We start from the raw sequence: 21,516 nt of genomic DNA on the forward strand, positions 1-21,516 counted from the left end.
AGCGGAATCGTATGCGTGGCGAGAATAAAACTCATTTTCCTGGTTTTTAGGAAAATGAATACATTATGACTGAGCTAGACAAAAAAGAAATCTAGCGAAACCTAGACTTCTAGTTTTTCTTTGAGGGCTTCAGTCAACGTTGCTGAAAAATTAATGCCAGCCTTGTTGCCCAAATCATTTAAATAGTTTGGAATAGTCAAAGTTTTTTTGACGGGTTTGCTATCGAATTTCTTACGATAAAAGGCTAAGTCAATTTCAATAGGGATCAACAAATCACCTGAAGCAACCGAAATGCTATGGTGATCAGAGGGAGCAGGAAACTCATCCTTTTCATCTTCAGCATCAATGAGCCAACCAGCAAGTAAATCTTTTGCCATATAGAGGGCTTCATGCATATCTTGCCCAAATGTGGTCGCATCATTCAAATCCGGAAATATAACGTTAATACCATCATCTGCGAAATTGAATACGGCATAATAAATCATCATATGGATCAATCCTTTCTAAAATGCATCTTTTTTAAACCAGCTTGCTTGAGGATATTCGCTAACGTTCCGACTGGAATATCCTTATGGCCATGAAATGGTACAGGTACTTTACCTTTTTTGTCGGATGCTTGTACTATCTGTGACTTCCGCGTTGGGAATCAAAATACCAACCATCATTTTTGAGAATCCTCACTACTTGTTTAGCATCCATTTCAAACTCCTCTATCTATTTTTATTTTAACACGTATAAAAACACGTGTAAACGCAAAGAGACTCTTTTTCGTCCGAATCCCTTTATAAAAATTACGAAAAGCAAATGGATTTAGCTGAAGAAAACAAAAAAACCATCGCCCTCAAGCGATGGTTTTCACTGGATTATTTACGTTGTTGCTTTCCAGCATTACGTCCGTTTTTATTGTTTTTATTCTTAGGTTGAGTGACTTGTTTTGGCTGAATCGGTTCAGCCTTTTTGATAGGCGTCGTTACTACTTGTTTTGGCGGATTTTTCTTTAGTTCTTCTTGAATTTGCGCTTTGATACGAGGACGCATCAAGACATTTGTGATAAAGGTTTGGATACAACTAAAGATACCACCGATTACCCAGTATAGTGCCACTCCGGCAGGTGAAGTAAAGGACATGAAGACGATCATCAATGGTGAAGCGATCATCATACTGCGCATCGTTTTCTTTTGTTCTTCAGGCACACCGATTAGTGAGATGTAGCCTTGTAGCAAGTAGGCAACCCCTACAAACACAACGAGCAGATAGCTTGGTTTTGCCAAGTCAATCCCGATAAAGGTTGAGTGCTGAATACCTTCTGAGAAACGAGCCGTATAATACAAGGCTGAGAAGATCGGCATTTGGATCAGTAGTGGCAGACAGCCCATGCCGCCCATCATGCTGACATTGTTTTCTTTGTAGACAGCTTGCATTTCGCGCTGTGCTTCCATTTGTTCTTCTTGTGTGGTTGCTTCTTTTACTTTTGCTTGCGCTGCATCGATTTGTGGTTTAATCGATTGCATTTTTTCCGATTGGATCAACGATTTCTTCGATTGATTGATTCCTAAAGGCATAATGATCAAGCGAACGATAATCGTCAACACGATGATTGCTAAGCCATAGGACCAATCGAAACTGGTGACCATCCAATTAAGGAAATTTTCCAGTGGAACAACAAGCATGCGATAGACAAGACCTGACGTATCCGGAGTACCATCACTATTTGAACGGACACAGCCCGATAGTAGTAAAAGAACACCCAAAAGGCCGGAGCCTAAAAGCCAATTTTTAAATTTATTCATTCAATTCTTCCTCTGCTAATAAAAATTTATACAGGAAATACTATACTAGATAACACAGGCCTTTTCAATCAAATTCGGAAAATGACAGGGAAGCTTGTCATTTTTTTAATACACCACATTAAATTGATCATAGTCCTTAATGGTAGGGTCTTCATATTGTTCGATATGGGAAACTTTGGCAAACGGATTTTGCGGGACCTTAAGCTTTTCCAGAAATTTCTCCAGTTGCTCCTTTGTACCGACAGCTTCGATTGTAACACTGCCGTCGTCCTCGTTTTTGACGGTACCTGTCAGCCCAATTTCAATGGCCATTTGATAGGTCGTATAACGAAAGCCGACACCTTGCACGCGTCCAGTAACATTTATATGCTTCTTCATAAGAAAACCTCCTATTAATTTACTTCTTATTCTATATGATAGCGAGTTTTGCTGGTTGTTACAAGAATTCGCGTGCTATAATGGCAGACGAAACGATAAATGAGTGAGGGGAACACGTTGAAAGAAATTCAATCAAGTAAAAATACATTAATCAAAGAAACGAAAAAATTGCAGCAAAAAAAATACCGCCAGCAAACGCAAAGCTATCTATTAGAAGGATTTCACTTGATCCAAGAAGCAAAAGCAGCAAATGTGGGTTTAAAGGAAGTTTTTGTTAACCAGCGCGGGTTGAACGAATGGTCTGAATGGATCGAGGAAAATTTGACAGATTATTATTTGGTTTCCGATGACGTGCTAAAAACATTAGCCAGTCAACCGACACCTCAAGGCATGATTGCAGTAGCAGAGATGCCGCAAGAGGAGACAGCAGATCTCACTGGTGCTTGGCTACTATTGGATAATGTTCAAGACCCCGGCAATGTAGGGACGATGATTCGTACAGCGGATGCAGCTGGCTTCACTGGCGTCTTCTTAGGGCAAGGCAGTGCGGATCTGTATAATCCTAAAACACTGCGCAGCACACAAGGTAGTCTTTATCATCTATCTATCAAAACTGGCGATTTAACAGAAAGAATTCCACAGTTCCAGCAAGCTGGCAGCCCAGTTCTTGGAACGGCATTAGACAAAGAGGCAAAGGATTATTTAAACGTTGAGAAACTGTCTGATTTTGCCCTCGTAATGGGAAATGAAGGTCAAGGGATGTCGGCAGAATTATTAGCGCTGACTGATCAAAATCTCTATATTCCAATTAAAGGGCAGGCGGAGTCTTTGAATGTTGCCATCGCTGCGGGTATTCTAATGTTCCATTTACTTAAATAAGTCTTCACATTTTCGCAACTGTTATTAAGGAACCCTTAAACTTTTTTCACAAGCTCATGGAAGCCTATTCAATCATGAGTAGCCGTGATATAATGAGCGACAGAACGAAGAAAAGGGGCTTTTTTATCCATGACAGAAAATTGGCGTGATGACGAAGAATACGTTTCTTATATTGAGGATTTACTAGCTACCGATGAAGTCCAAAGACTAGCAGATTACACCCAACATATGAACTCAACCAGACTGGAGCACTCTATCAGTGTTTCTTACAATAGCTACAAATTAGCAAAACAATTCAATGGCGACGCAAGAGCGACTGCTCGTGCCGGCTTACTACACGATTTGTTTTACTATGACTGGCGGACAACAAAATTCGATGAAGGTTCACATGCCTACATGCATCCACGTATCGCCGTGAAGAATGCAGAAAAAATCACCGAATTGTCTGACCTTGAACGTGATATTATTATTAAACACATGTGGGGAGCAACAATCACTCCTCCGAAATATAAGGAAAGTTATATCGTTACGATGGTCGACAAATATTGCGCCATTAAAGAAGCAGCCGAGCCTTTAGTAGATCGATTCAATTCCTACAAGGCACGTTTAAGAAAAGAATGGAACTAATCCAACAATTTTAGGCACCAAACAAAAACTTGTTTGGTGCCTTATTTTCGCAATTTATTAAGGAAGCATATTTCAATCAAAGGATAGTACTCTCAGCTCGTTCGAGTTAGTGTAAAGCTGAGCTTACAATCAATAGTAGAAATAGCTCTATTTAGACAGGTTAATAGTAATTCAATTGGGTGTCTCTTATTTTTCAAGTAAAACAGTTTACCATCATTATGAAGGATTGATTAGAGAACGGCCGGTTCAATAGTTGAAACCATAGAAAGTGAGGAAAAGGCTTATCAAACCAAATATTATCAAACAGTTATTTTTTGCCATAGTCGGGACGTTCATTGCAGCAATCGGTATTCGCCTAATTGTCGTTAGTGGATTAGGGGCGGATGCTATCAGTACATTAGTGTTAGGGATTTTACAGCACGTTCCCTTGAAATTTGGAACAATCAGTATGTTGTTTAATGGAATTATTTTAGTGTTGATCTTCTTCTATGACCGGAAGATGATCGGCATTGGAAGTATCATTAATAGCTTCGGTATTGGTTTTTGTTTGAATCTATTGGATTGGATGGGAATCTTGCATACGATTCCAGATGGCACAAATTATTTAGCCATCATCACAGGTTCGATCGTATTTGGCATCGGTACTGGCATTTATTTGTTAGCGGATTCAGGATCTGGTGCATACGAATCTCTGATGATCTTATTGAAGCGAGTGTTGAGAAGTTCTGTTAAAGTAGCTCGGATCGTTTTAGACGCAGCCTTCTTTTTAACTGGTTTCCTACTGGGCGGACATATCGGTTTAGGGACGTTGATCGTGCTTTTATTGATGGGACCTTCCTTGGAATTTACCTTGAATCAATTACCTAAGTTACGATTTTTCCGCGTACAGCAGGCAAAATAATCGATTTGCATCGTTTTTGTGCATAGTAGATTATTTTTTCCTAGTAACTACAAGGGTTATTTGCTACAATGAATAAGGTTCATTTTATCGTAGATTCGGATCAGAATGACGATCCATCGAATTTTTACAATGAAAAATTCGAACATATAAAATAGGAATAGGAGTGCTTATTAATGATTTCAGCAAGCGATTTACGCGCTGGTATGACTTTCGTTCAAGACGGAAAGTTGATCAAAGTATTAGATGCTAGCCACCACAAACCTGGTAAAGGAAATACAGTTATGCGTATGAAATTACGCGACGTGCGTTCAGGTTCAACGTACGACACAACCTTCCGCCCAGATGAAAAATTCGAAAAAGCAATGATCGATACAAAACCTGTTCAATATTTGTACAGCCAAGACGATGTTGCAATCTTTATGGATTTAGAAACATATGAACAATATGAGATCCCTGTAAAGACTGTTGAAGATGAAATGAAATTCATCCTTGAAAACATGGAAGTAAAAATTCAATTCTTCGGCGATGAAGTTATCGGCGTAATGTTGCCATCTTCAGTTGTCTTGCGAGTAGTTGAAACACAACCATCAATCAAAGGCGCAACAGTAACCGGCTCAGGCAAACCAGCAACAATGGAAACAGGTTTAGTTGTGAACGTTCCTGACTTTATTGAAGAAGGCGAGTTGCTAGAAGTAAGTACCCAAGAAGGTACCTACCAAAAACGCGCGACGAAATAGTAAAATAAAAACCACGGTCTTAAGTGATCGTGGTTTTTTTGTATGCGGATTGATACATTCATAAGCTAAAGTATCTGAAATTTCATTTAAAGAGAGTCCGATTTTTTACTTTTTCACATGATAATGAAAGGCTTGATCAATACAAATTTTTAACGGTTCCTCAGGTAAAGATTCATCTAGCTGGAAGAGGATCGCTCGGTTTTTCGAAAAGCTTAACGATTCAGAAAACAAGGATTTCCAATCATCAATCAAATGTGTTTGGCAATGGACGAAGAGAGCAACCTGAGTATCAGAAAAACGGTCAATTCTTATAGGTGTTCCATTAGGCGTGGCGAAAGAAAGCTGTCCCCATTTAGCACTCTCAACAAGTTGAATATCAGATTCTCCCGCGATTTCATGGATCAGATTTTGTAATTCTATCAGTTTTTGTTTTTCTTGTGCGGAGTACGTTGGATAGAAAGTTTGGATATCGGTTTTCATCATAATTTTCTCCCTTCACATGGCCTATTCAGTGATTATGAAGAACTGGTTTCTTATAAATTAGTCTACTTTCAGTTACCTATTCCTGCAAGCTAAAATTAAGAAAGCACAAATAAGGCGGAATAAACTCTTCAGAAGTTTATTCCGCCTTATTTGTGTTGTTACGGAGAAGGAGGGATTTGAACCCTCGCGCCGATTTCTCGACCTACACCCTTAGCAGGGGCGCCTCTTCAGCCACTTGAGTACTTCCCCAGATGAATGAAATAGGACATTCGAATCAGCCTAATTTTTACTTTGAAAAAATTATTACTTTGAAACGAATAAGGATGTCAGTTCAACTTTTCGCAGGAGACTTAGCAAGAAAACTATAAAACAAAATTAGTTAATCAATTGAGAAGCCGCCTTAGTTGAATGATATACGGCATTCGAATCGGCTTAATTTTTTCCTTGAAAAAATTATTACTTTGAAACGAATAAGGAGGATAAGGGATTCGAACCCTTGCACGGTTTTACCCGCCTGACGGTTTTCAAGACCGTTCCCTTCAGCCGGACTTGGGTAATCCTCCATGATGATAAACGGTTCCGACGGGATTTGAACCCGCGATCTCCTGCGTGACAGGCAGGCATGTTAACCCCTACACCACGGAACCTTCTTAGCACAAAGATTAGTATACCGAAAGATAAAGCTATCTGCAAGATAAAATCGATAAAATAAATAACTAGTATTTTATATGTATGGGCTTTTTAAATGCTTGTATATAAGGTTTTTAATAGATGTAAAACAACGAAATTAAGAAAAGTTCTATTCTGTTAGAGGGCGATTCTTATTTTTCTTACGTAATTGTAATCGGAGGTTATGGAAATCAATCTAAATATACTGGTGAAAAAAATTTCCTTTGATTATCAACAAGAGCAAACTGCTTTTATAAACATCCTATTTTCAAATAGAAATGACACTTAAAAACATTTTATTATGAGTTTAGAGTGGAATAAGTCGATATTGTTTTGATGATCGAAACCTTAAATTCTTTTTTTTATTAATTAAAGTCTTGTATTTGTACTTTTATGACTTAAAAATAATTTATGTTATTAATTACTTAGGAATTAGTGTAAACTATAATTAGTGTTGAAAAGAGTATCAATTTTTAGTGAGGAGAATATAGAATGAAAAAATGGATTGTTTTAGTGGCAATGGTTGCAGTGTTAGCAGGATGCGGCTCAGGTGGAGCGAAGGAAACTAGTGAATCAGAGAAAAATACCGAGTCAGCATCTACGACAGAAGTTTCAGCGTCAAAACCAGAAACTTCTTCTTCAGAAAAGAAAATTGAAATGAAGGATGTCGATTTTCAAGTTGAAGGAACGAATTATAAAATGAAGATTTTAGATAACTGGGGAGTTCTTGAAGATGAAGAATTCTCTTTTAGCGCTGACAATGAAAATACTATTGAAAAAATAATGGTTTCCGGAATGAAGAGGACTGATGTCGATGATTTCGTTGCCTTAAAAAGTGCGATGAAAGAAGAAATGAAATTTGATGATGAAGTCCGAATAAAAGAGGAAACGATTAAAGAAGAAACATATCAATCACCATATTATGCAGGTGAATGTTATAGCTTTATAGGAACTGCGGATGGAGCAAATGCAGAATTTCGTTTTTATTTTTTAGAAACGGAAACCGAGTACGTCATTCTAAACTTCATGGGGCGGCCATCATTTTTTTCAAAAAATGATGATTTAATTACTGAGATGGTGAATTCATTTGTGGCTAGGTAGATGAAAAAGCGATAGATACGGACCACAGTGTCCAGTCAGTATTAGGAGTGTTTATTGAACAGCGGACAATCAGTGGCTAGAGAAGCAAGTACGATTATTAACAGTTTACAAAGGAGAACAATATGATAAAGAAATTGGTTGTTTTAGGATTGGTATTGTTGGCAAGCAGCGGTTGCGCTGCAAAGGATACAGGAGCCATCGAAGAAACGCAAGAACCAAAGAAAGTACAAGAAAGTAGCGAACTTTTGAAAGGGGAAGCAACTAAAAACTATGTGACCGAAGTCAGCGCTGAAAATGGTGAATTATTTCATTACACAGTACTAAAGGGATGGGTAGAGCGTGCAGATAAGAATTCAGATCTGTTTGTTACGACCACTAATGAAGGCTTGAGTTTGTTCATAGAAGATAAAATAGATTATGAGGATTTTACAAGCTGTAAAAATACGCTGATCGATACCTATGAATCTATGGGGTATCAATTCATCGAGCAAGAAAAACCTATTGAGGTTCACGGGATGCCTGGAGTTGAGCTAGTGCTTGAAGGCCATGTAGATGGTGTGAAACATAAAGCACTTGTCTATCTTTTAGAGGCGGAACAAAATTTCGTGCAAGTATACATCTCTACTAAACCAAGTCGATTTGATGATAATCGGGAAAAACTCAAAGAAGCCGCTAGTTCGCTAAAAAGAGCAGAAGAACAAACAACAAACTAGTAAGTTCTGAAGAGGATATTGATTATTTTGATGCCTCGATTGCTATTCCTGTAAGAAGACATACTTTTTTTGCTGAATGATTCATTTTGCTAATAGATAATTTTGAAGAGACCTCAAGAAAAACATTAACACGTTTTTTAAGAGAATAGAAAAGATATAGTTAAAAAAACGCTGAAGACACTTTTACTAGTGTCTTCAGCGTTCTTTTAACTATAAAACGTCTTGATCTTTATATCCTGATCGTAATTTCCAAAGCCTTTGCCAAATAACGTACAACCGCCAGCGTTTTTGGCATCCTCTTTGACTTCTATGCGCAGGGTCCAGATTTCACTTTGGGTCGGTATGTCGTCAATGGTGATAGTCGATAAGGGTTCGCCATCCATGTTCGTCAGATGGTTGCTGATCCGAATCGTTTTTAAAAGACCGTACTGATTCAAATTATCTGGGTACCACTCAGGGGTCAGTTTTCCACGAATATCTGCGAAATCCCCAGGGCTTGTCCAAGTACCAAGCTCAACATCGTTCAAGTAAAAGGTAATATCAGAAGGCCAATTATTATTATGAAAAGGGAATTCAGACGATATTTCCATGGAAATTTCAATCATTTCCGCCTTTTCATCTTCATTTAGGTAGTTCGGTGTCTGGTATTCAACAAAGCCTTCTGTAAACCAAAGAATCCGTGCATCCATTCGGCGAGTATCCATAAAGTATCTTGGCTCATCGACCTTTCCGATAAATTCTTGCAGGGTCGCGAGTCCGCAGGTAGGCTTGATGGAGTAGTTGGTGTAATGACCAACAGGGATGCATGTTTCCCGTGTATCGAAAGCATTGAAAATCTTCTTTGGAAAATGAACGTCAATTTCATCGACACGAAGGCTGGAAATTTTACGTTGAGCGACTCGTTCTGTTCGAATAATATTGGCTTCCTCTAGCTTTTTAATGTGCATAGTCACAATCGCACTACTCAAGTGAAGCTTATCCGCAATTTCCTTCACGCTTAGCTTGTCTTTGGAGAGCAATTTGATAATGTCGATTCGTACTTTGCTTGCAAGCGCTTCGAAAATTGGTAACGACTCATGAGAGACATCTATCTGCATTAAGAGACTTCCTTTCTTGTATCATTTATCTGCTTGTATATTAACATATATATTAACGTGTGTAAAACTCATAATCAATGGCACTAGCATATTAATAAATATGTTAATGAATGTATTGGTTAATTTATACTAATTAATAAAAATATTGTTGACAGCGGTTTCTCAAAAATGTATTATTTGCGTAGAGGTTAAAAGCGCTTTCTTAACTATGTTCTATTTTTTTGGCTTTGACGCTGAGTGTTTCTACCCATTCAGTGTAAAAATAAATGAAAAGGGAGAATCAGAAATGAAACTGAAGAAATTTTTTATTGGTGCAGCAGCATTTGCTTTGACGACTTCTTTGCTTGCTGGTTGCGGAAATAAGGGGAAAGCTAGTGGTGATGGCGACGGCGGTGACAAAACAACTTTGACGTTTTGGAATGGCTTTACAGCTTCTGATGGAGAGATTTTAAAGGGAATTGTTGATACTTTCAATAAAGAAAATGATAAGAACATAACGATTGAAATGGATGTCATGACGTGGGCAAACTTAAATGAAAAGCTGCCTCCGGCAATCTCAGCCAAAAAAGCACCTGATTTTGTTGCTTTAAATTATGGAGATTTTGCGCAATACGTGAAAAATGGCGCGGTTCAGGATTTGGAAGATTTCTGGGAATATGATGGCGTTGATAAGAGCGATTTTGTAGACACGGCTGTTGATTTAGGAAAAGTAGAGGATAAGCAATACTTCATCCCAATGCAAGTACAGGGAATGTACATGTACTGGAACAAGGATTTATTCAAAGCAGCAGGTCTAGATGAAAATCAGCCGCCTCGCACATGGGAAAAATTAGCAGAAATGGCGCCAAAATTAGCGGATTCGTCCAAAAATGTTCACGGATTTATTTTTAATAAAGATGGCACTTGGCCATTATACAATTGGATGCTGGCAAATGGCGGTAAGTTGGTCAATGACGATTACACTAAGTCTGAATTTGATTCACCAGAAAACTTGGAAACATTAAAAACGATTCAAAAAATGATCCACGACGATAAAGCGGGTCCAGAATCTATCTCAGGTGCTGAGATGGACAACGTGATGAATGCGAACCAATTAGCGATTGAGTTGAATGGTCCTTGGTTGAACAATGGCTTGAAGGCCAACGAAATCAATTACAGTGTGACAACGATCCCTCAAGGCAGCGAAGATGGCAAGCAGCAAGCCATTCTAGATGGTGTAGGCTACGCGATTCCTGCAAGCACCGATCCGAAGAAAAAAGAAGCGATTTACGAATTCTTGAAATATTGGAATTCAACCGAGATTGGTAAAAAATGGAGTATGGAAAATGGTTTCCCTGCATACCTGAACTCTGTGAATGAAGACAAAGAAGTAAAAGAAGATCCAATCGTTTCAGAGCTGTCTAAACAAATGGATTTTGCAGAACCATTCCTACCTGGATTTGAAAAACTGCCAACCATTAACAACGATATCATCAATCCACTCATTGAGCGTTTGTTAGCAGGGGAAGATGCTGAAAAACTAATGAAGGAAGCAGACAAAAAGATCAACGATTTGCTTGCTGAGTAATTTTTAAGCAATTCAGAAGTCAACATCGACAAGCTTTGGATTGTCGATGTTGACTTTCAAATGACTCTTTTCTTAGTGATGAAAAGAGTAAACGAATCACTTTAGGAGGAGAACTAATGAACCAAGGGAAACGTGGACTGCTGACCTATTGGAACAAACCGAATCATGCAGCATATCTTTTCTTGCTACCGTCCTTTTTAATTCTTTTATTATTTACTGTTATCCCATTAATCGGGACCTTTGTTTTAAGCTTTACCAACATGAATATTTTCTTCACGAGTCAAGATTTTGTCGGCTTTGAAAACTTTATTCGTGTCTTTCAAGACCCGCGGGCAGTCAATTCGTTTATCCACTCGCTTTACTTTACGTTACTGGAAACACCTGCCCAAATTATTGTCGGATTAATCTTCGCAGTGGTTCTTTCAAGGAACACCATGTTTAATCGTTTTTGTCGTTCGACATTCTATATTCCGGTCATTTGTTCGTTAACCTCGATTGCCATTATTTTTTCCATGCTTTTAGATCCGAACATCGGGGCGATCCCTTACCTGTTCACACAGCTGGGGATGGAGACACCGCAGTTCTTCCGTGATCCGACGTTAGCGATGCCGACGGTTGCTTTCATGACTGTTTGGAAAAACTTTGGGGTGACCATGACGATTCTCTTAACCGCGATCCAAGGGATTTCGCCTTCTTTATATGAGTCAGCAGAAATGGATGGCGCTACTAAGAATCAACAGTTTTTCAACATTACGTTACCGCAAATTGTCCCTTCACTAGGCTTTTGTATTTTGACCAATTTCATTGGATCAATGCAAGTTTTCGACCAAGTCTATGTAGCAACGGCTGGTGGACCGCAATTTAAGACGGAAACGGCTGTTCAATACATCTATTCTCGAGGCTTCACCGCACCTTATGAATTAGGCTATGCTTCGGCACTATCAAGTGTTCTTTTTGTAATTATTGCTGTATTAGCAGTATCGATCAATTTGTACATGACCCGTAAAGAAAAACAAATGAGATAGGGGGAGAAAAGACATGGAAGCTTCTACAGTGATAAAACCAGTGTCAAAAAAGAAGCAAAAGACAAAGCAAATTGTGGGAAAACTGATTCTTTGTGTCGTAATTTTATTAGTTGCCTTTCCCTTCTTGTGGCTTTTGATTTCTTCATTTAAGTATGAAAAGGACATTATTTCCTTTCCGCCAAAGATTTTCGCGGATCGGTATACCTTGGAAAACTATACCAAGGTTTGGACGACCATCCCGTTGATGGATTACATCAAAAATACGGTGATCTTCGCAGGCGGCGTGGTCATTACCTCGGTATTTTTTGATTCATTAGCAGGTTATGCCTTTGCGCGAATGCACTTTAAAGGCAAATCCGCCTTCTTCTATTTCGTCATGATTACTATGATGATTCCGTTCCAAGTATTTATGATTCCTCTTTATATGGAAGTCAACTTCTTGGGGATTATTGATAGCTATCCTGGGTTAATCATTCCGCGAATGACCACCGCTTTTGGGATTTTTATGATGCGTTCCTTCTTTATCACCTTACCGAAGGATTTGGAGGAAGCGGCCCGGATTGACGGATTGAACGAGTTTAATATCTTTTTGAAAATCATGTTGCCGTTAAGCAAACCAACCATGCTGTCACTGGGGATTTTTACCTTGATGAATAGCTGGAACGACTTGCTATATCCATTGATTATGACAACCAGTTCAAAAATGCGCACCTTACCAGCTGGACTTGCTTTATTTACTGGACAAAACATTTCCTTCTACGGACCTGTAATGGCGGGAACTGTGATCTCGATGCTGCCGCTTTTGCTTATTTACATGTTTGCACAAAAATATTTTGTTCAAAGTACTGCGATGTCAGGCATGAAAGAATAGAAGGAAAAACAGATGAAACTAGTAGAGACAAGGGTTTACGCCTTTTTGATGCTTATTACGGACTATATTTTAATCGGAATTTTGTGGGTAGTGGGTTGCTTGCCACTAGTGACCTTTGTGGCTTCCTGCAATGGCGTTGTCTACACCATGCGTCAGTGGCACGGACAAGGATCAGGAGAAATTTTGCGAAATTACTGGACCGGCTTTAAACGGCAGCTGCCATTGTCGCTTTTAGTCAGTCTGCTGTATCTCAGCCTGTATTTTGTCAGTGATTCAAATGCACGGCAGATGCAAGGGGGCTTATCGAGTCAATGGGTAGCGGTGCTCTATCTAATCTCTCTCATTGTCAGTCTAAGTTTGCTGTTTCGAATCGTTTGGCAGATGACAGGGGAACGGCAATCGTGGCAAGCGGTTTTACGATCAGCCGCTTTTAGTGTAGTGACTTATTTTCTATCCAATCTATTGGTCGTAGGAATCACACTTTTGTTTATTGGCTTGGTCTTTGTTTTTCCACCGTTTATCTTTCTATTCGCGGGCGGCTATTGGAAGCTGATTCAATTAAGCTTGGCACAAAAATTTTAACGACGAGGTTTACAGCATGAAAACAACACTTACAGCACGAAAAACATTTACAGTTGGCGAGATTAGTCCACGCTTATTTGGTTCCTTTGTGGAACATATGGGCAGTGTCATTTATACCGGAATTTACGAGCCTGGGCATCCGACTGCGGATGAAAATGGCTTTCGTCAAGATGTGATGAAATTAATCAACGAACTAAATCTGGGCGTTATTCGCTATCCAGGAGGAAATTTTACTTCGGGCTATGACTGGAAGGATACGATTGGCCCGGTGGAACAACGCCCACGAAAAATCGACATTGCTTGGCGTGCGATTGAACCCAATACGTTTGGGATTCATGAGTTTATGAAATGGGTGGAGCAAACCGGTGCGGAGCCGATCTTCACGATTAACTTAGGGACGAAGGGGATTGACGATGCGCGGGATATTGTTGAATATTGCAATTTTCCAGAAGGAACCTATTGGAGTGATTTACGTCAGCAAAATGGTGCCAAGGAGCCTTTCGGGATTAAGCTTTGGTGCTTAGGCAATGAATTGGATGGTCCTTGGCAGATTGGAACGAAGCTGCCTGAAGAGTATGGTCGAATCGCCAATGAAGCAGCAAAAGCGATGAAATGGGTGGACGACTCCATCGAAACCGTTCTAGTCGGCAGCTCCACACCGCGTTTATCTAGTTATCCAGAATGGGATCGCTTAGTTCTAGAAGCGGCCTATGAAAATGTCGACTATCTTGCCTTGCACAATTACATTGATAAATACGATGAAGACGATTTGACGCGTCCACCAAAAACGGAGCGTGACGATACACCGACCTATTTAGCAAAATCGAAGCGATTTGATCGTCAGATCGAAGAAATTATTGCCACCTGTGATTATGTTAAGGCTTTGAAGCGCAGTGAGAAAACGATGTATCTAGCCTTCGATGAGTGGAACGTCCATGCGCAGCCTGAAAAGGAAAATCACCCCTTTGAAGTGGGCAGCCCGATTGATTGGTGCCAGTTTACGATGGAGGATACCCTTTTGTTTGGGTCATTGGGATTAGCTATTTTACGTCATGCGGATCGTGTGAAGATTGGGTGTCAGTCGTTATTGGTTAACACGATTCCATTGATTTTGACGGATGCTGGAGGCGACTGTTGGGTGAATCCAACGTATTTTGTGATGGAGCAGCTTTCAAATTATGCCAAAGGCGAAGTCCTGCAAACCCAGTTTTCCGGACCAACATATGATGTGGACAAAATGAAGCAGGTTGAATACGTCGACAGCTGTTTAGTCAATAATGAGGAAGAATTGGTTTTATTTTTGGTCAATCGTTCGAAAGAAGAACAACTTGTGGAAGTCGATCATGACTTTGATCAGTCGCTTTCCTTGATTGAACACCGCTTTATTGGCGATCATGACCTGTTGGCTAAAAATACTCGTGACAAGCAAGAGCAGATAAAGCCACAAATAGTAACAGATAGCGTCACATTAGAGGACAAAAAAATTGAAGCGAAGATTCCGGGCTATTCATGGAACATGCTTCGAATGAAGAAATAAGGTAGGGGTAGAGATGAAAATGGAGGGACACTATAAAAATCCAATTGTATTGCAGCGAGCCGATCCATGGGTGTATAAGCACACAGATGGCTATTACTATTTTACTGGTTCAGTTCCAGGTTATCAGGAAATTGAGGTGCGACGAGCAAAAAACTTAAATGACTTAGCGGACGCCGAACGACACAATGTTTGGCACGCACATGAGACCGGGCCGATGAGCCGCTTAATTTGGGCACCTGAAATTCATTTTATCCGAGGCAAATGGTACATCTATTTTGCAGCTAGCGATAACGATGAAGTTCGTGATAAGAACCATCATCATCGTATGTTTGTCATTGAAAACAGCAGCCCAAATCCCTTTGAAGGAGAATGGATTGAAAAAGGACAAATCAAGACGCAGCAGGAGAGCTTTAGTTTAGACGGAACAGTTTTCACGCATCGAAATGAGCTTTATTATGTGTGGGCGCAATTAGATCCCGCCATTCCAGGAAATTCCAATATTTATCTGTCGAAGATGGAAAACCCATGGACATTGACCGGTAAAGAGTTGCTGCTGTCGATTCCGGAATATGAATGGGAAAAAATTGGCTTTAAGGTCAACGAAGGACCAGCCGCTATTCACCACAACGGCAAGATTTTTATTACCTATTCGGCCAGTGCCACAGATGAGAATTATTGTATGGGCTTATTGTGGGCAGATGAAAATAGCGATTTGCTGGATGGCTACAGCTGGCAGAAAAGTCCGGTTCCTGTTTTTCAAACATCTGAAGAAAATCAACTGTTTGGACCGGGACACAATTCCTTTACCGTTTCAGAAGATGGCAGCCGAGACTTGATTATCTATCATGCGCGACCGGAAAAAAATCATTCAGGCGATCCACTAGATAATCCCAATCGCCATGCCCATGTACAAGCATTTACGTGGGATGAACAGGGTTTTCCTGTGTTTGGAATACCAAAAATGTAGAGCAGAATAGAAGGAACGCTCCTCGTCTTTTGCTACTTTCGGCGAGAAGAAATTAGGTAAACGAGAAAGGACAAATCAAATGAAAATCTTAACCAATAAAAAGGGGCCCAAAATCAGTAAATACATTTATGGTCATTTCGCGGAACACTTAGGTCGTTGCATCTACGAAGGACTTTATGTTGGAACCGATTCTGACATTCCAAATGTGAATGGCATGCGGACCGATGTGGTAGAGGCCTTAAAGAATATCAAAATTCCAGTGTTGCGTTGGCCAGGCGGCTGTTTTGCGGATGAATACCATTGGAAGGATGGGATCGGTGCGCCAGAAGATCGCAAAACCATCGTTAATACTCATTGGGGTGGCGTAACTGAGACGAATCATTTTGGCACCCATGAATTTTTTGAATTGGTACGTCAACTGGAATGTGAAGCCTACGTTAATGGCAATGTTGGTAGCGGTACCGTTCAGGAAATGTCTGAATGGGTGGAATATATCACGATGGGCGGTACGTCTCCAATGGCTGACTGGCGGCGGGAAAACGGTCAATCAGAACCATGGAAGATGGCATTTTTCGGAGTCGGCAACGAAAATTGGGGCTGCGGCGGCAACATGCGTCCAGAATATTACGCCGACCTTTACCGTCGTTACCAAACCTATGTCCGCCAATATGGAGAAGAGAAGATCTATAAGATTGCTGGCGGTGCCAATGTAGATGATTATCATTGGACGGAAGTATTAATGGAGAACGCTCATTGGATGATGGACGGTTTAAGCCTGCACTACTATGTTCATCCTCAAGGCTGGGAGAAAAAAGGCAGTGCCTTAGACTTTGATGAAGCAGAATGGTTCGTTACCTGTGAAAAAGCCGATCATATGGACGAATTAATCACCCGTCACAGCGCGATCATGGACCAATATGACCCAGAAAAACGTGTCGGTATTATCGTCGATGAGTGGGGGACTTGGTTTAATGTGGAGCCTGGTACCAATCCTGGCTTCTTGTATCAGCAAAACACCATTCGCGATGCCATGGTGGCTGCGATTACCTTAAATATTTTCCACAAGCATGCAGAGCGGGTTCACATGGCAAATATTGCGCAAACAGTCAACGTATTACAAGCGATGATTTTAACCGAAGGCGATAAAATGGTGAAAACTCCAAGCTATCATGTCTTCGATTTATACAAGGTGCATCAGGATGCGGAACGGATCGACAGCTATGGCGACGATTTACCAGCGACCATGACACAGACTGTTTCGAAAAAGGGCAATCTCGTGAGCCTGACCTTATGTAATTACGCTGTTACGGGTTCTGAGGAAGTAACTTTTGAATTTGAAAGTGTGAAAAACGCTAAGAGTGCCCGTTATATTGTGGGCGATAAAATGAACGCCTATAATGATTTTGATCATCCAGAAGAGATTGTGATTAAAGAATTTAATGACTTCACTTTAGACGGCAATACCTTAAAGATAACCGCTCCAGCAATGAGTGTCATTACTCTGCAATTCGAGGTGTAGCAGATGGCTTGTGTTGGGTGCGAAATCAAAGAAGAAGCACAAAATATGGATATTCAAGCATTGATTGACGAGCAAATAGCGTTAGAGCAGCACCTCGCCCCCGAGTGGCTCTTTCGAAAACGGATACAGACCTGCGAGCAATGCCCATTTCGATCCTTGCATACCTGTACCAAATGCGGCTGCTTTTACGAATTTCGCGCCCATCTTGCCAATAAACAATGCCCGGCTGCGCGCTGGGAGGAATAAGAACAAAGGATAAAGCAATCATAGAAAGAACGAAAAGAGGAATTTACAATGGTAAAAATGGCGCTGCAGCAGGTATATAAAAAATACGACAACGCTGAAAATTACTCAGTCACTGATTTTAACCTTGATATCGCCGATCGCGAATTTATTGTTTTTGTAGGACCTTCAGGCTGTGGGAAATCAACTACGCTGCGCATGATTGCTGGCCTAGAAGATATCTCTGAAGGAGAGCTGATTATTGGCGATACCGTCATGAACGATGTGGCGCCCAAAGATCGGGATATCGCGATGGTCTTCCAGAACTATGCGTTGTATCCCCACATGACCGTTTTTGATAACATGGCCTTCGGGTTGAAATTACGCAAATACGATAAAACAGATATCAAACAACGGGTGGACTCGGCAGCTGAAATTCTTGGGTTGACCGAATACTTAGATCGTAAACCAGCTGCACTTTCTGGCGGACAACGACAACGGGTAGCTTTGGGTCGCGCGATTGTTCGAGATGCTAAAGTATTCTTGATGGATGAACCTTTGTCCAACTTGGATGCGAAGCTGCGGGTAGCGATGCGCGCAGAGATCGCGAAGCTCCACCAACGCCTAGATACGACAACGATTTATGTGACTCATGACCAAACCGAGGCCATGACAATGGCCGATCGAATCGTCATTATGAAGGACGGCTTCATCCAACAAATCGGCACGCCGCAACAGGTGTACGACACACCCATCAATGTATTTGTCGCAGGCTTCATCGGTTCCCCTGCAATGAACTTCTTCAAGGTGACGCTAAATGACGGGATCATTTCAGATAATCACGGCTTGAAGCTACGGATTCCAGAAGGAAAAAACAAAGTATTGGTAGAAAAAGGCTACAACGGAAAAGAAGTCATCTTTGGGATTCGTCCAGAAGACATCCACAGTGAACAGGTCGCATTATCCGCCTCACCAGAAGCAACAGTTCGAGCAGAAGTCGTCGTCTCTGAATTATTAGGAGCGGAATCGATGCTTTATACAAAGGTTGGCGATACGGAGTTTGTTTCTAAGGTCGATGCTCGTGACTTCCATCGTCCAGGAGAAATCATGGAGCTGGCCTTCAATATCTCAAAAGGTCATTTCTTCGATAAGGAATCAGAAGAAGTGATTAAGCTTCCATAGTAAAAAAAATAGCCAGTCGAACGAACTACTCGCAAGTAGAGCGTTTGACTGGTTATTTAATTAGTGTCTTTTTCATTATCAACTCTTATTTTGTAGACCAAAAAACTTGATCGTAAGAGCCTGTCGCAAGTAGCTATAATTCTAAACAATTAAAGAAGACTAAGAAGGTTTAGCAAATTTCGTAACCAGCTAGCTTCAAGAGAATTGGCATAAGGTGTTGTACAAATAGACTACTTTGATATAATGAAGGTAGTCTATTTGTTCGTAGAAAGAGGTATGAAGAATGTCAAAGAGGCTTGATGATTTATTAAAAGAAAGAGATGGAAATCTTTCTATGAAAGAGGCTAGATCAAGAGGGATAAGTGCATCAACAGTTCAATCCTATGTAAAGTCTGGAAAGCTAATTGCTATTGAAAGAGGCTTTTACGTTTTGGATGGTCATGGGATAGATGAACTTTTTTTACAACAAAACAGATATTCTCGCGGGATTTTCTCATATGAGACGGCACTAGATATTCATCAATTATCTAAAAATATGCCTTCAGCGATTCATCTTACTTTTCCAAAGGGCTACAATGTAAATCGGAAAGAAGTACAAATGCAAAATTTGAAACTCCATTTCGTACCAAAAGCGGTTTTTGAACTTGGGAAAATGGATGGACTATCTTATCAGGATAATCCGATTCATCTATATGACAAAGAACGTACTTTATGTGATATCTGGAGTCCTAGATATGATATGGCTTATGATTTAAAATTAGAATCGTTGAAACATTACATGGCAAGGGAAGATAAAGACCCAGGAAAACTTAGCCTTTATATGGAAAAATTACCTGTATCGAAAGAAATGAGAGTACATGTATTAAGTTTGACTTGAGGAGGAACAAATGACACCTACACAATTTACAGCTAAAACAAGAAATTTAGCAAAAAAGAATAATCTAAACCCTCAACTAGTGCAGCGCCACTTTATGATGGATCACTTTTTAAAAACAATTGCTGAATCACCATATAGAAATGCCTTCATTTTGAAGGGCGGGTTTTTATTGGGCTCTAAATAGGGTATCCAAAACAGAACAACAACAGATCTAGATACAACATTAAGGGATATTCAAGTAACAAAAGAAAGGGTAGAACAGATTTTCAATGATTTAACAAAACATCCAACAAAAGAAGGAATTCAATTTCGTTGGCTTGCTATTGAAGAAACCAGGCTAGAAGATTTCTATCCTGGATTTAAAATCTCGATGCAGGCAAATTTAGAGAAAACAAGGGTTCCATTTTCAATTGATTTGACCACAGGAGATAGTATTGTTCCTGATGTTATAAAACATGAACACAAGTTGATGTTCGAAGATAAGTCAGTAGAAATTTATGTTTATCCAACTGAACAAATCATTGCAGATAAGCTTCACGCAGCAGTTCATTTTGGATTGGTTAATTCTCGGTCAAAAGATTTTTATGATTTATATAAACTGTCTAAGTCTGAAGAAGTATCAGATAAAGAACTATATCAAAGTTCAAGAAATACGTTTAACAGAAAAGGGATGCCAGATAGTTTTGAAAAATATTATCTTGAAAGGGTTCAAGAGTTTGGAAAAAGTCGAGAATTAAAAGACTTTTGGAAAAAATATCAATCCGATAATCCATTTGCACAGCAGATTAGTTATGAAGATACTATTAGAGCAATTGATTTTTATTTTGAGATACTTTTAAAAGAAGAAAATTGAAAGGAGGTAGTGATCATGAGTTCTAAGCTTACTGACGAGGAGAGAAGAATGGTTGTACTCGTTGAAAAACACAGAATCATTAAAGATGCCTTATACAGGCTGGCTATGAAAGAAGGACAAGACGATGGACATTTGAAAGCACTAGGATATGAAACCGCTTTAGAATTACTGGAAGTAGGCGTTTCTTTAGAAAAAATTTCAACTATTTCTAGATTAACCATTGACGAGATCAAAGAAATACAAGAGAACCAAAGATAATTGTTGCTTACATCTAATTGTTGAAGAGGAGACTGTACGATGACAATAATTGATAAAAACAAGGTCGCTGATCAAGCGACGCTTCTTAATGCATTAGAGGATGGATTAGAAGAAGGGTTTACCGAAAGAGATTATGAGATAGCTATTCGTCTACTGACGTTAGGTATTTCGCCAGGAGATATTGCGAAAGTTATTGAATTAAACTTCACCGAGGTTTTGAAATTAAAAGAGGAACGGGAAGAATTCATTTCTATTTTAGCTGATGTACATGAAGATACGATGACTTGGTGGGGAGGACAAGGGAAGTCCCATGATATTTTCCATGCTGTTGAATCTACCGCCTACGATTATGGGTATAAATTAGGCTATGCAGAATATTTGCGGGAGTCTGGTCCAGAATTCGAGCAGAGATACCAAGAAGCCCTTCGTGATTATGTCGATTATTCGTTACAAATGGGATGTACAGTGTATCAAATCCATAAGGCTACTGGTTTAGGGAACGAAGAAATAGAAAAAATGAAGCACACATAGTTGAGATATTCTAAAAAGTTAAGAGGTATTAGTAGTGACGATCCCTAGAGCAAATCGAGGATAAATTGATTGTGCTCGCTTTAACAGCAGGACATAGAAAGCAGATTTTCGAATAAGAATAAAGCTCTCGTCACACAAGGGTTTGTAGAA

25 protein-coding genes, 3 tRNA genes and 1 pseudogene are annotated in these 21,516 nt (G+C 39.8%); 20 read left to right on the forward strand and 9 right to left on the reverse strand.

Going from position 1 to position 21,516, the window contains the following annotated elements; all coding sequences use genetic code 11:
* Nucleotides 1–101 precede the first annotated feature (101 nt).
* The 4 genes and pseudogenes from IGI44_RS04370 to IGI44_RS04385 all read right to left on the reverse strand — a co-directional run bounded on the left by IGI44_RS04370 (nucleotide 102) and on the right by IGI44_RS04385 (nucleotide 2,168).
* Complete coding sequence (locus IGI44_RS04370) at nucleotides 102–488, reverse strand: type II toxin-antitoxin system HicB family antitoxin (RefSeq protein WP_438786595.1); 387 nt, start codon at nucleotides 486–488, stop codon at nucleotides 102–104.
* 5 nt (nucleotides 489–493) lie between these two features.
* Nucleotides 494–699, reverse strand: a pseudogene (locus IGI44_RS04375) (type II toxin-antitoxin system HicA family toxin).
* A gap of 164 nt (nucleotides 700–863) precedes the next feature.
* Nucleotides 864–1,790 (reverse strand): membrane protein insertase YidC, encoded by a 927-nt coding sequence (yidC, locus tag IGI44_RS04380; protein WP_438786596.1) that lies wholly within the window; start codon nucleotides 1,788–1,790, stop codon nucleotides 864–866.
* A 105-nt stretch (nucleotides 1,791–1,895) separates the two neighbouring features.
* Nucleotides 1,896–2,168 (reverse strand): acylphosphatase, encoded by a 273-nt coding sequence (locus tag IGI44_RS04385; RefSeq protein WP_438786597.1) that lies wholly within the window; start codon nucleotides 2,166–2,168, stop codon nucleotides 1,896–1,898.
* A 117-nt stretch (nucleotides 2,169–2,285) separates the two neighbouring features.
* Between IGI44_RS04385 and IGI44_RS04390 the strand changes: the two genes are divergently transcribed.
* The 4 genes from IGI44_RS04390 to efp all read left to right on the forward strand — a co-directional run bounded on the left by IGI44_RS04390 (nucleotide 2,286) and on the right by efp (nucleotide 5,312).
* On the forward strand, nucleotides 2,286–3,047 hold the full coding sequence (locus tag IGI44_RS04390) for a TrmH family RNA methyltransferase (protein WP_438786598.1): 762 nt from the start codon (nucleotides 2,286–2,288) through the stop codon (nucleotides 3,045–3,047).
* A 129-nt stretch (nucleotides 3,048–3,176) separates the two neighbouring features.
* On the forward strand, nucleotides 3,177–3,674 hold the full coding sequence (locus IGI44_RS04395; protein ID WP_438786599.1) for an HD domain-containing protein: 498 nt from the start codon (nucleotides 3,177–3,179) through the stop codon (nucleotides 3,672–3,674).
* A 268-nt stretch (nucleotides 3,675–3,942) separates the two neighbouring features.
* Nucleotides 3,943–4,575: a YczE/YyaS/YitT family protein gene (locus IGI44_RS04400; RefSeq protein WP_438786600.1), complete on the forward strand. Its 633-nt coding sequence runs from the start codon at nucleotides 3,943–3,945 to the stop codon at nucleotides 4,573–4,575.
* A 173-nt stretch (nucleotides 4,576–4,748) separates the two neighbouring features.
* Nucleotides 4,749–5,312, forward strand: coding sequence for an elongation factor P (efp, locus tag IGI44_RS04405; protein WP_216405511.1), 564 nt, complete (start codon nucleotides 4,749–4,751; stop codon nucleotides 5,310–5,312).
* Nucleotides 5,313–5,417: 105 nt separating this feature from the next.
* Here the strand turns inward: efp and IGI44_RS04410 are convergent, their stop codons facing one another.
* The 4 genes from IGI44_RS04410 to IGI44_RS04425 all read right to left on the reverse strand — a co-directional run bounded on the left by IGI44_RS04410 (nucleotide 5,418) and on the right by IGI44_RS04425 (nucleotide 6,442).
* Complete coding sequence (locus IGI44_RS04410; protein ID WP_438786601.1) at nucleotides 5,418–5,795, reverse strand: DUF1801 domain-containing protein; 378 nt, start codon at nucleotides 5,793–5,795, stop codon at nucleotides 5,418–5,420.
* A 161-nt stretch (nucleotides 5,796–5,956) separates the two neighbouring features.
* Nucleotides 5,957–6,044 (reverse strand) — tRNA-Ser (locus IGI44_RS04415).
* A gap of 224 nt (nucleotides 6,045–6,268) precedes the next feature.
* Nucleotides 6,269–6,358 (reverse strand) — tRNA-Ser (locus IGI44_RS04420).
* Between the two features lie 11 nt (nucleotides 6,359–6,369).
* Nucleotides 6,370–6,442 (reverse strand) — tRNA-Asp (locus IGI44_RS04425).
* A 514-nt stretch (nucleotides 6,443–6,956) separates the two neighbouring features.
* On the opposite strand from IGI44_RS04425, the gene IGI44_RS04430 reads away from it, so the two are divergent.
* Nucleotides 6,957–7,565, forward strand: a complete 609-nt coding sequence (locus IGI44_RS04430) for a hypothetical protein (protein ID WP_438786602.1) — start codon at nucleotides 6,957–6,959, stop codon at nucleotides 7,563–7,565.
* 122 nt (nucleotides 7,566–7,687) lie between these two features.
* Nucleotides 7,688–8,278, forward strand: a complete 591-nt coding sequence (locus IGI44_RS04435; RefSeq protein ID WP_438786603.1) for a hypothetical protein — start codon at nucleotides 7,688–7,690, stop codon at nucleotides 8,276–8,278.
* A gap of 206 nt (nucleotides 8,279–8,484) precedes the next feature.
* Here IGI44_RS04435 and IGI44_RS04440 read toward each other — a convergent pair whose 3' ends face one another.
* Nucleotides 8,485–9,375: an ArsR/SmtB family transcription factor gene (locus IGI44_RS04440; RefSeq protein WP_438786604.1), complete on the reverse strand. Its 891-nt coding sequence runs from the start codon at nucleotides 9,373–9,375 to the stop codon at nucleotides 8,485–8,487.
* Nucleotides 9,376–9,661: 286 nt separating this feature from the next.
* Between IGI44_RS04440 and IGI44_RS04445 the strand changes: the two genes are divergently transcribed.
* From IGI44_RS04445 to IGI44_RS04510, 14 genes are all read left to right on the forward strand, one after another.
* Entirely contained in the window at nucleotides 9,662–10,942 is a 1,281-nt protein-coding gene (locus IGI44_RS04445; protein WP_438786605.1) for an ABC transporter substrate-binding protein, read from the forward strand.
* Nucleotides 10,943–11,058: 116 nt separating this feature from the next.
* Nucleotides 11,059–11,967, forward strand: coding sequence for a carbohydrate ABC transporter permease (locus tag IGI44_RS04450; RefSeq protein WP_438786606.1), 909 nt, complete (start codon nucleotides 11,059–11,061; stop codon nucleotides 11,965–11,967).
* Between the two features lie 13 nt (nucleotides 11,968–11,980).
* The gene (locus IGI44_RS04455) at nucleotides 11,981–12,838 is read left to right on the forward strand and encodes a carbohydrate ABC transporter permease (protein ID WP_438786607.1); all 858 of its coding nucleotides are present in this window, start codon (nucleotides 11,981–11,983) and stop codon (nucleotides 12,836–12,838) included.
* A 12-nt stretch (nucleotides 12,839–12,850) separates the two neighbouring features.
* A complete protein-coding gene (locus tag IGI44_RS04460) occupies nucleotides 12,851–13,420 on the forward strand; it encodes a DUF624 domain-containing protein (protein ID WP_438786608.1) in 570 nt (189 codons plus the stop codon).
* Nucleotides 13,421–13,436: 16 nt separating this feature from the next.
* Nucleotides 13,437–14,957 carry an alpha-N-arabinofuranosidase gene (locus IGI44_RS04465; protein WP_438786609.1) on the forward strand — a complete coding sequence of 507 codons (1,521 nt, stop codon included), beginning with the start codon at nucleotides 13,437–13,439 and terminating at the stop codon, nucleotides 14,955–14,957.
* 19 nt (nucleotides 14,958–14,976) lie between these two features.
* Nucleotides 14,977–15,924: a glycoside hydrolase family 43 protein gene (locus tag IGI44_RS04470; protein ID WP_438786610.1), complete on the forward strand. Its 948-nt coding sequence runs from the start codon at nucleotides 14,977–14,979 to the stop codon at nucleotides 15,922–15,924.
* Nucleotides 15,925–16,003: 79 nt separating this feature from the next.
* Nucleotides 16,004–17,443, forward strand: coding sequence for an alpha-N-arabinofuranosidase (locus tag IGI44_RS04475; RefSeq protein ID WP_438786611.1), 1,440 nt, complete (start codon nucleotides 16,004–16,006; stop codon nucleotides 17,441–17,443).
* A 3-nt stretch (nucleotides 17,444–17,446) separates the two neighbouring features.
* Nucleotides 17,447–17,689, forward strand: a complete 243-nt coding sequence (locus IGI44_RS04480; protein WP_438786612.1) for a DUF6171 family protein — start codon at nucleotides 17,447–17,449, stop codon at nucleotides 17,687–17,689.
* A 48-nt stretch (nucleotides 17,690–17,737) separates the two neighbouring features.
* Nucleotides 17,738–18,847 carry an ABC transporter ATP-binding protein gene (locus IGI44_RS04485; protein ID WP_438786613.1) on the forward strand — a complete coding sequence of 370 codons (1,110 nt, stop codon included), beginning with the start codon at nucleotides 17,738–17,740 and terminating at the stop codon, nucleotides 18,845–18,847.
* Nucleotides 18,848–19,130: 283 nt separating this feature from the next.
* A complete protein-coding gene (locus IGI44_RS04490) occupies nucleotides 19,131–19,724 on the forward strand; it encodes a type IV toxin-antitoxin system AbiEi family antitoxin domain-containing protein (protein ID WP_438786614.1) in 594 nt (197 codons plus the stop codon).
* Nucleotides 19,725–19,734: 10 nt separating this feature from the next.
* Nucleotides 19,735–19,908, forward strand: a complete 174-nt coding sequence (locus tag IGI44_RS04495) for a hypothetical protein (RefSeq protein ID WP_438786615.1) — start codon at nucleotides 19,735–19,737, stop codon at nucleotides 19,906–19,908.
* Between the two features lie 3 nt (nucleotides 19,909–19,911).
* Entirely contained in the window at nucleotides 19,912–20,577 is a 666-nt protein-coding gene (locus IGI44_RS04500) for a nucleotidyl transferase AbiEii/AbiGii toxin family protein (protein ID WP_438788918.1), read from the forward strand.
* Between the two features lie 15 nt (nucleotides 20,578–20,592).
* On the forward strand, nucleotides 20,593–20,835 hold the full coding sequence (locus tag IGI44_RS04505) for a hypothetical protein (protein WP_438786616.1): 243 nt from the start codon (nucleotides 20,593–20,595) through the stop codon (nucleotides 20,833–20,835).
* Nucleotides 20,836–20,874: 39 nt separating this feature from the next.
* Nucleotides 20,875–21,366, forward strand: a complete 492-nt coding sequence (locus tag IGI44_RS04510; RefSeq protein WP_438786617.1) for a hypothetical protein — start codon at nucleotides 20,875–20,877, stop codon at nucleotides 21,364–21,366.
* The last annotated feature ends 150 nt before the right edge of the window (nucleotides 21,367–21,516 follow it).

This window comes from Enterococcus sp. DIV0756 (genome assembly GCF_051710745.1).
Taxonomy (GTDB): domain Bacteria; phylum Bacillota; class Bacilli; order Lactobacillales; family Enterococcaceae; genus Enterococcus_A.

Excerpts from the sequence above, each read along its gene's own strand:
- IGI44_RS04370 (WP_438786595.1), bottom strand. The coding sequence starts at position 488 with ATGATGATTTATTATGCCGTATTCAATTTCGCAGATGATGGTATTAAC.
- IGI44_RS04410 (WP_438786601.1), bottom strand. The coding sequence starts at position 5,795 with ATGATGAAAACCGATATCCAAACTTTCTATCCAACGTACTCCGCACAA.
- IGI44_RS04505 (WP_438786616.1), top strand. The coding sequence starts at position 20,593 with ATGAGTTCTAAGCTTACTGACGAGGAGAGAAGAATGGTTGTACTCGTT.
- IGI44_RS04470 (WP_438786610.1), top strand. The coding sequence starts at position 14,977 with ATGGAGGGACACTATAAAAATCCAATTGTATTGCAGCGAGCCGATCCA.
- IGI44_RS04395 (WP_438786599.1), top strand. The coding sequence starts at position 3,177 with ATGACAGAAAATTGGCGTGATGACGAAGAATACGTTTCTTATATTGAG.
- IGI44_RS04475 (WP_438786611.1), top strand. The coding sequence starts at position 16,004 with ATGAAAATCTTAACCAATAAAAAGGGGCCCAAAATCAGTAAATACATT.
- IGI44_RS04385 (WP_438786597.1), bottom strand. The coding sequence starts at position 2,168 with ATGAAGAAGCATATAAATGTTACTGGACGCGTGCAAGGTGTCGGCTTT.
- IGI44_RS04510 (WP_438786617.1), top strand. The coding sequence starts at position 20,875 with ATGACAATAATTGATAAAAACAAGGTCGCTGATCAAGCGACGCTTCTT.
- yidC (WP_438786596.1), bottom strand. The coding sequence starts at position 1,790 with ATGAATAAATTTAAAAATTGGCTTTTAGGCTCCGGCCTTTTGGGTGTT.
- IGI44_RS04435 (WP_438786603.1), top strand. The coding sequence starts at position 7,688 with ATGATAAAGAAATTGGTTGTTTTAGGATTGGTATTGTTGGCAAGCAGC.
- IGI44_RS04465 (WP_438786609.1), top strand. The coding sequence starts at position 13,437 with ATGAAAACAACACTTACAGCACGAAAAACATTTACAGTTGGCGAGATT.
- IGI44_RS04460 (WP_438786608.1), top strand. The coding sequence starts at position 12,851 with ATGAAACTAGTAGAGACAAGGGTTTACGCCTTTTTGATGCTTATTACG.
- IGI44_RS04445 (WP_438786605.1), top strand. The coding sequence starts at position 9,662 with ATGAAACTGAAGAAATTTTTTATTGGTGCAGCAGCATTTGCTTTGACG.
- IGI44_RS04485 (WP_438786613.1), top strand. The coding sequence starts at position 17,738 with ATGGTAAAAATGGCGCTGCAGCAGGTATATAAAAAATACGACAACGCT.
- IGI44_RS04480 (WP_438786612.1), top strand. The coding sequence starts at position 17,447 with ATGGCTTGTGTTGGGTGCGAAATCAAAGAAGAAGCACAAAATATGGAT.
- IGI44_RS04440 (WP_438786604.1), bottom strand. The coding sequence starts at position 9,375 with ATGCAGATAGATGTCTCTCATGAGTCGTTACCAATTTTCGAAGCGCTT.
- IGI44_RS04490 (WP_438786614.1), top strand. The coding sequence starts at position 19,131 with ATGTCAAAGAGGCTTGATGATTTATTAAAAGAAAGAGATGGAAATCTT.
- IGI44_RS04450 (WP_438786606.1), top strand. The coding sequence starts at position 11,059 with ATGAACCAAGGGAAACGTGGACTGCTGACCTATTGGAACAAACCGAAT.
- IGI44_RS04455 (WP_438786607.1), top strand. The coding sequence starts at position 11,981 with ATGGAAGCTTCTACAGTGATAAAACCAGTGTCAAAAAAGAAGCAAAAG.
- IGI44_RS04495 (WP_438786615.1), top strand. The coding sequence starts at position 19,735 with ATGACACCTACACAATTTACAGCTAAAACAAGAAATTTAGCAAAAAAG.
- efp (WP_216405511.1), top strand. The coding sequence starts at position 4,749 with ATGATTTCAGCAAGCGATTTACGCGCTGGTATGACTTTCGTTCAAGAC.
- IGI44_RS04430 (WP_438786602.1), top strand. The coding sequence starts at position 6,957 with ATGAAAAAATGGATTGTTTTAGTGGCAATGGTTGCAGTGTTAGCAGGA.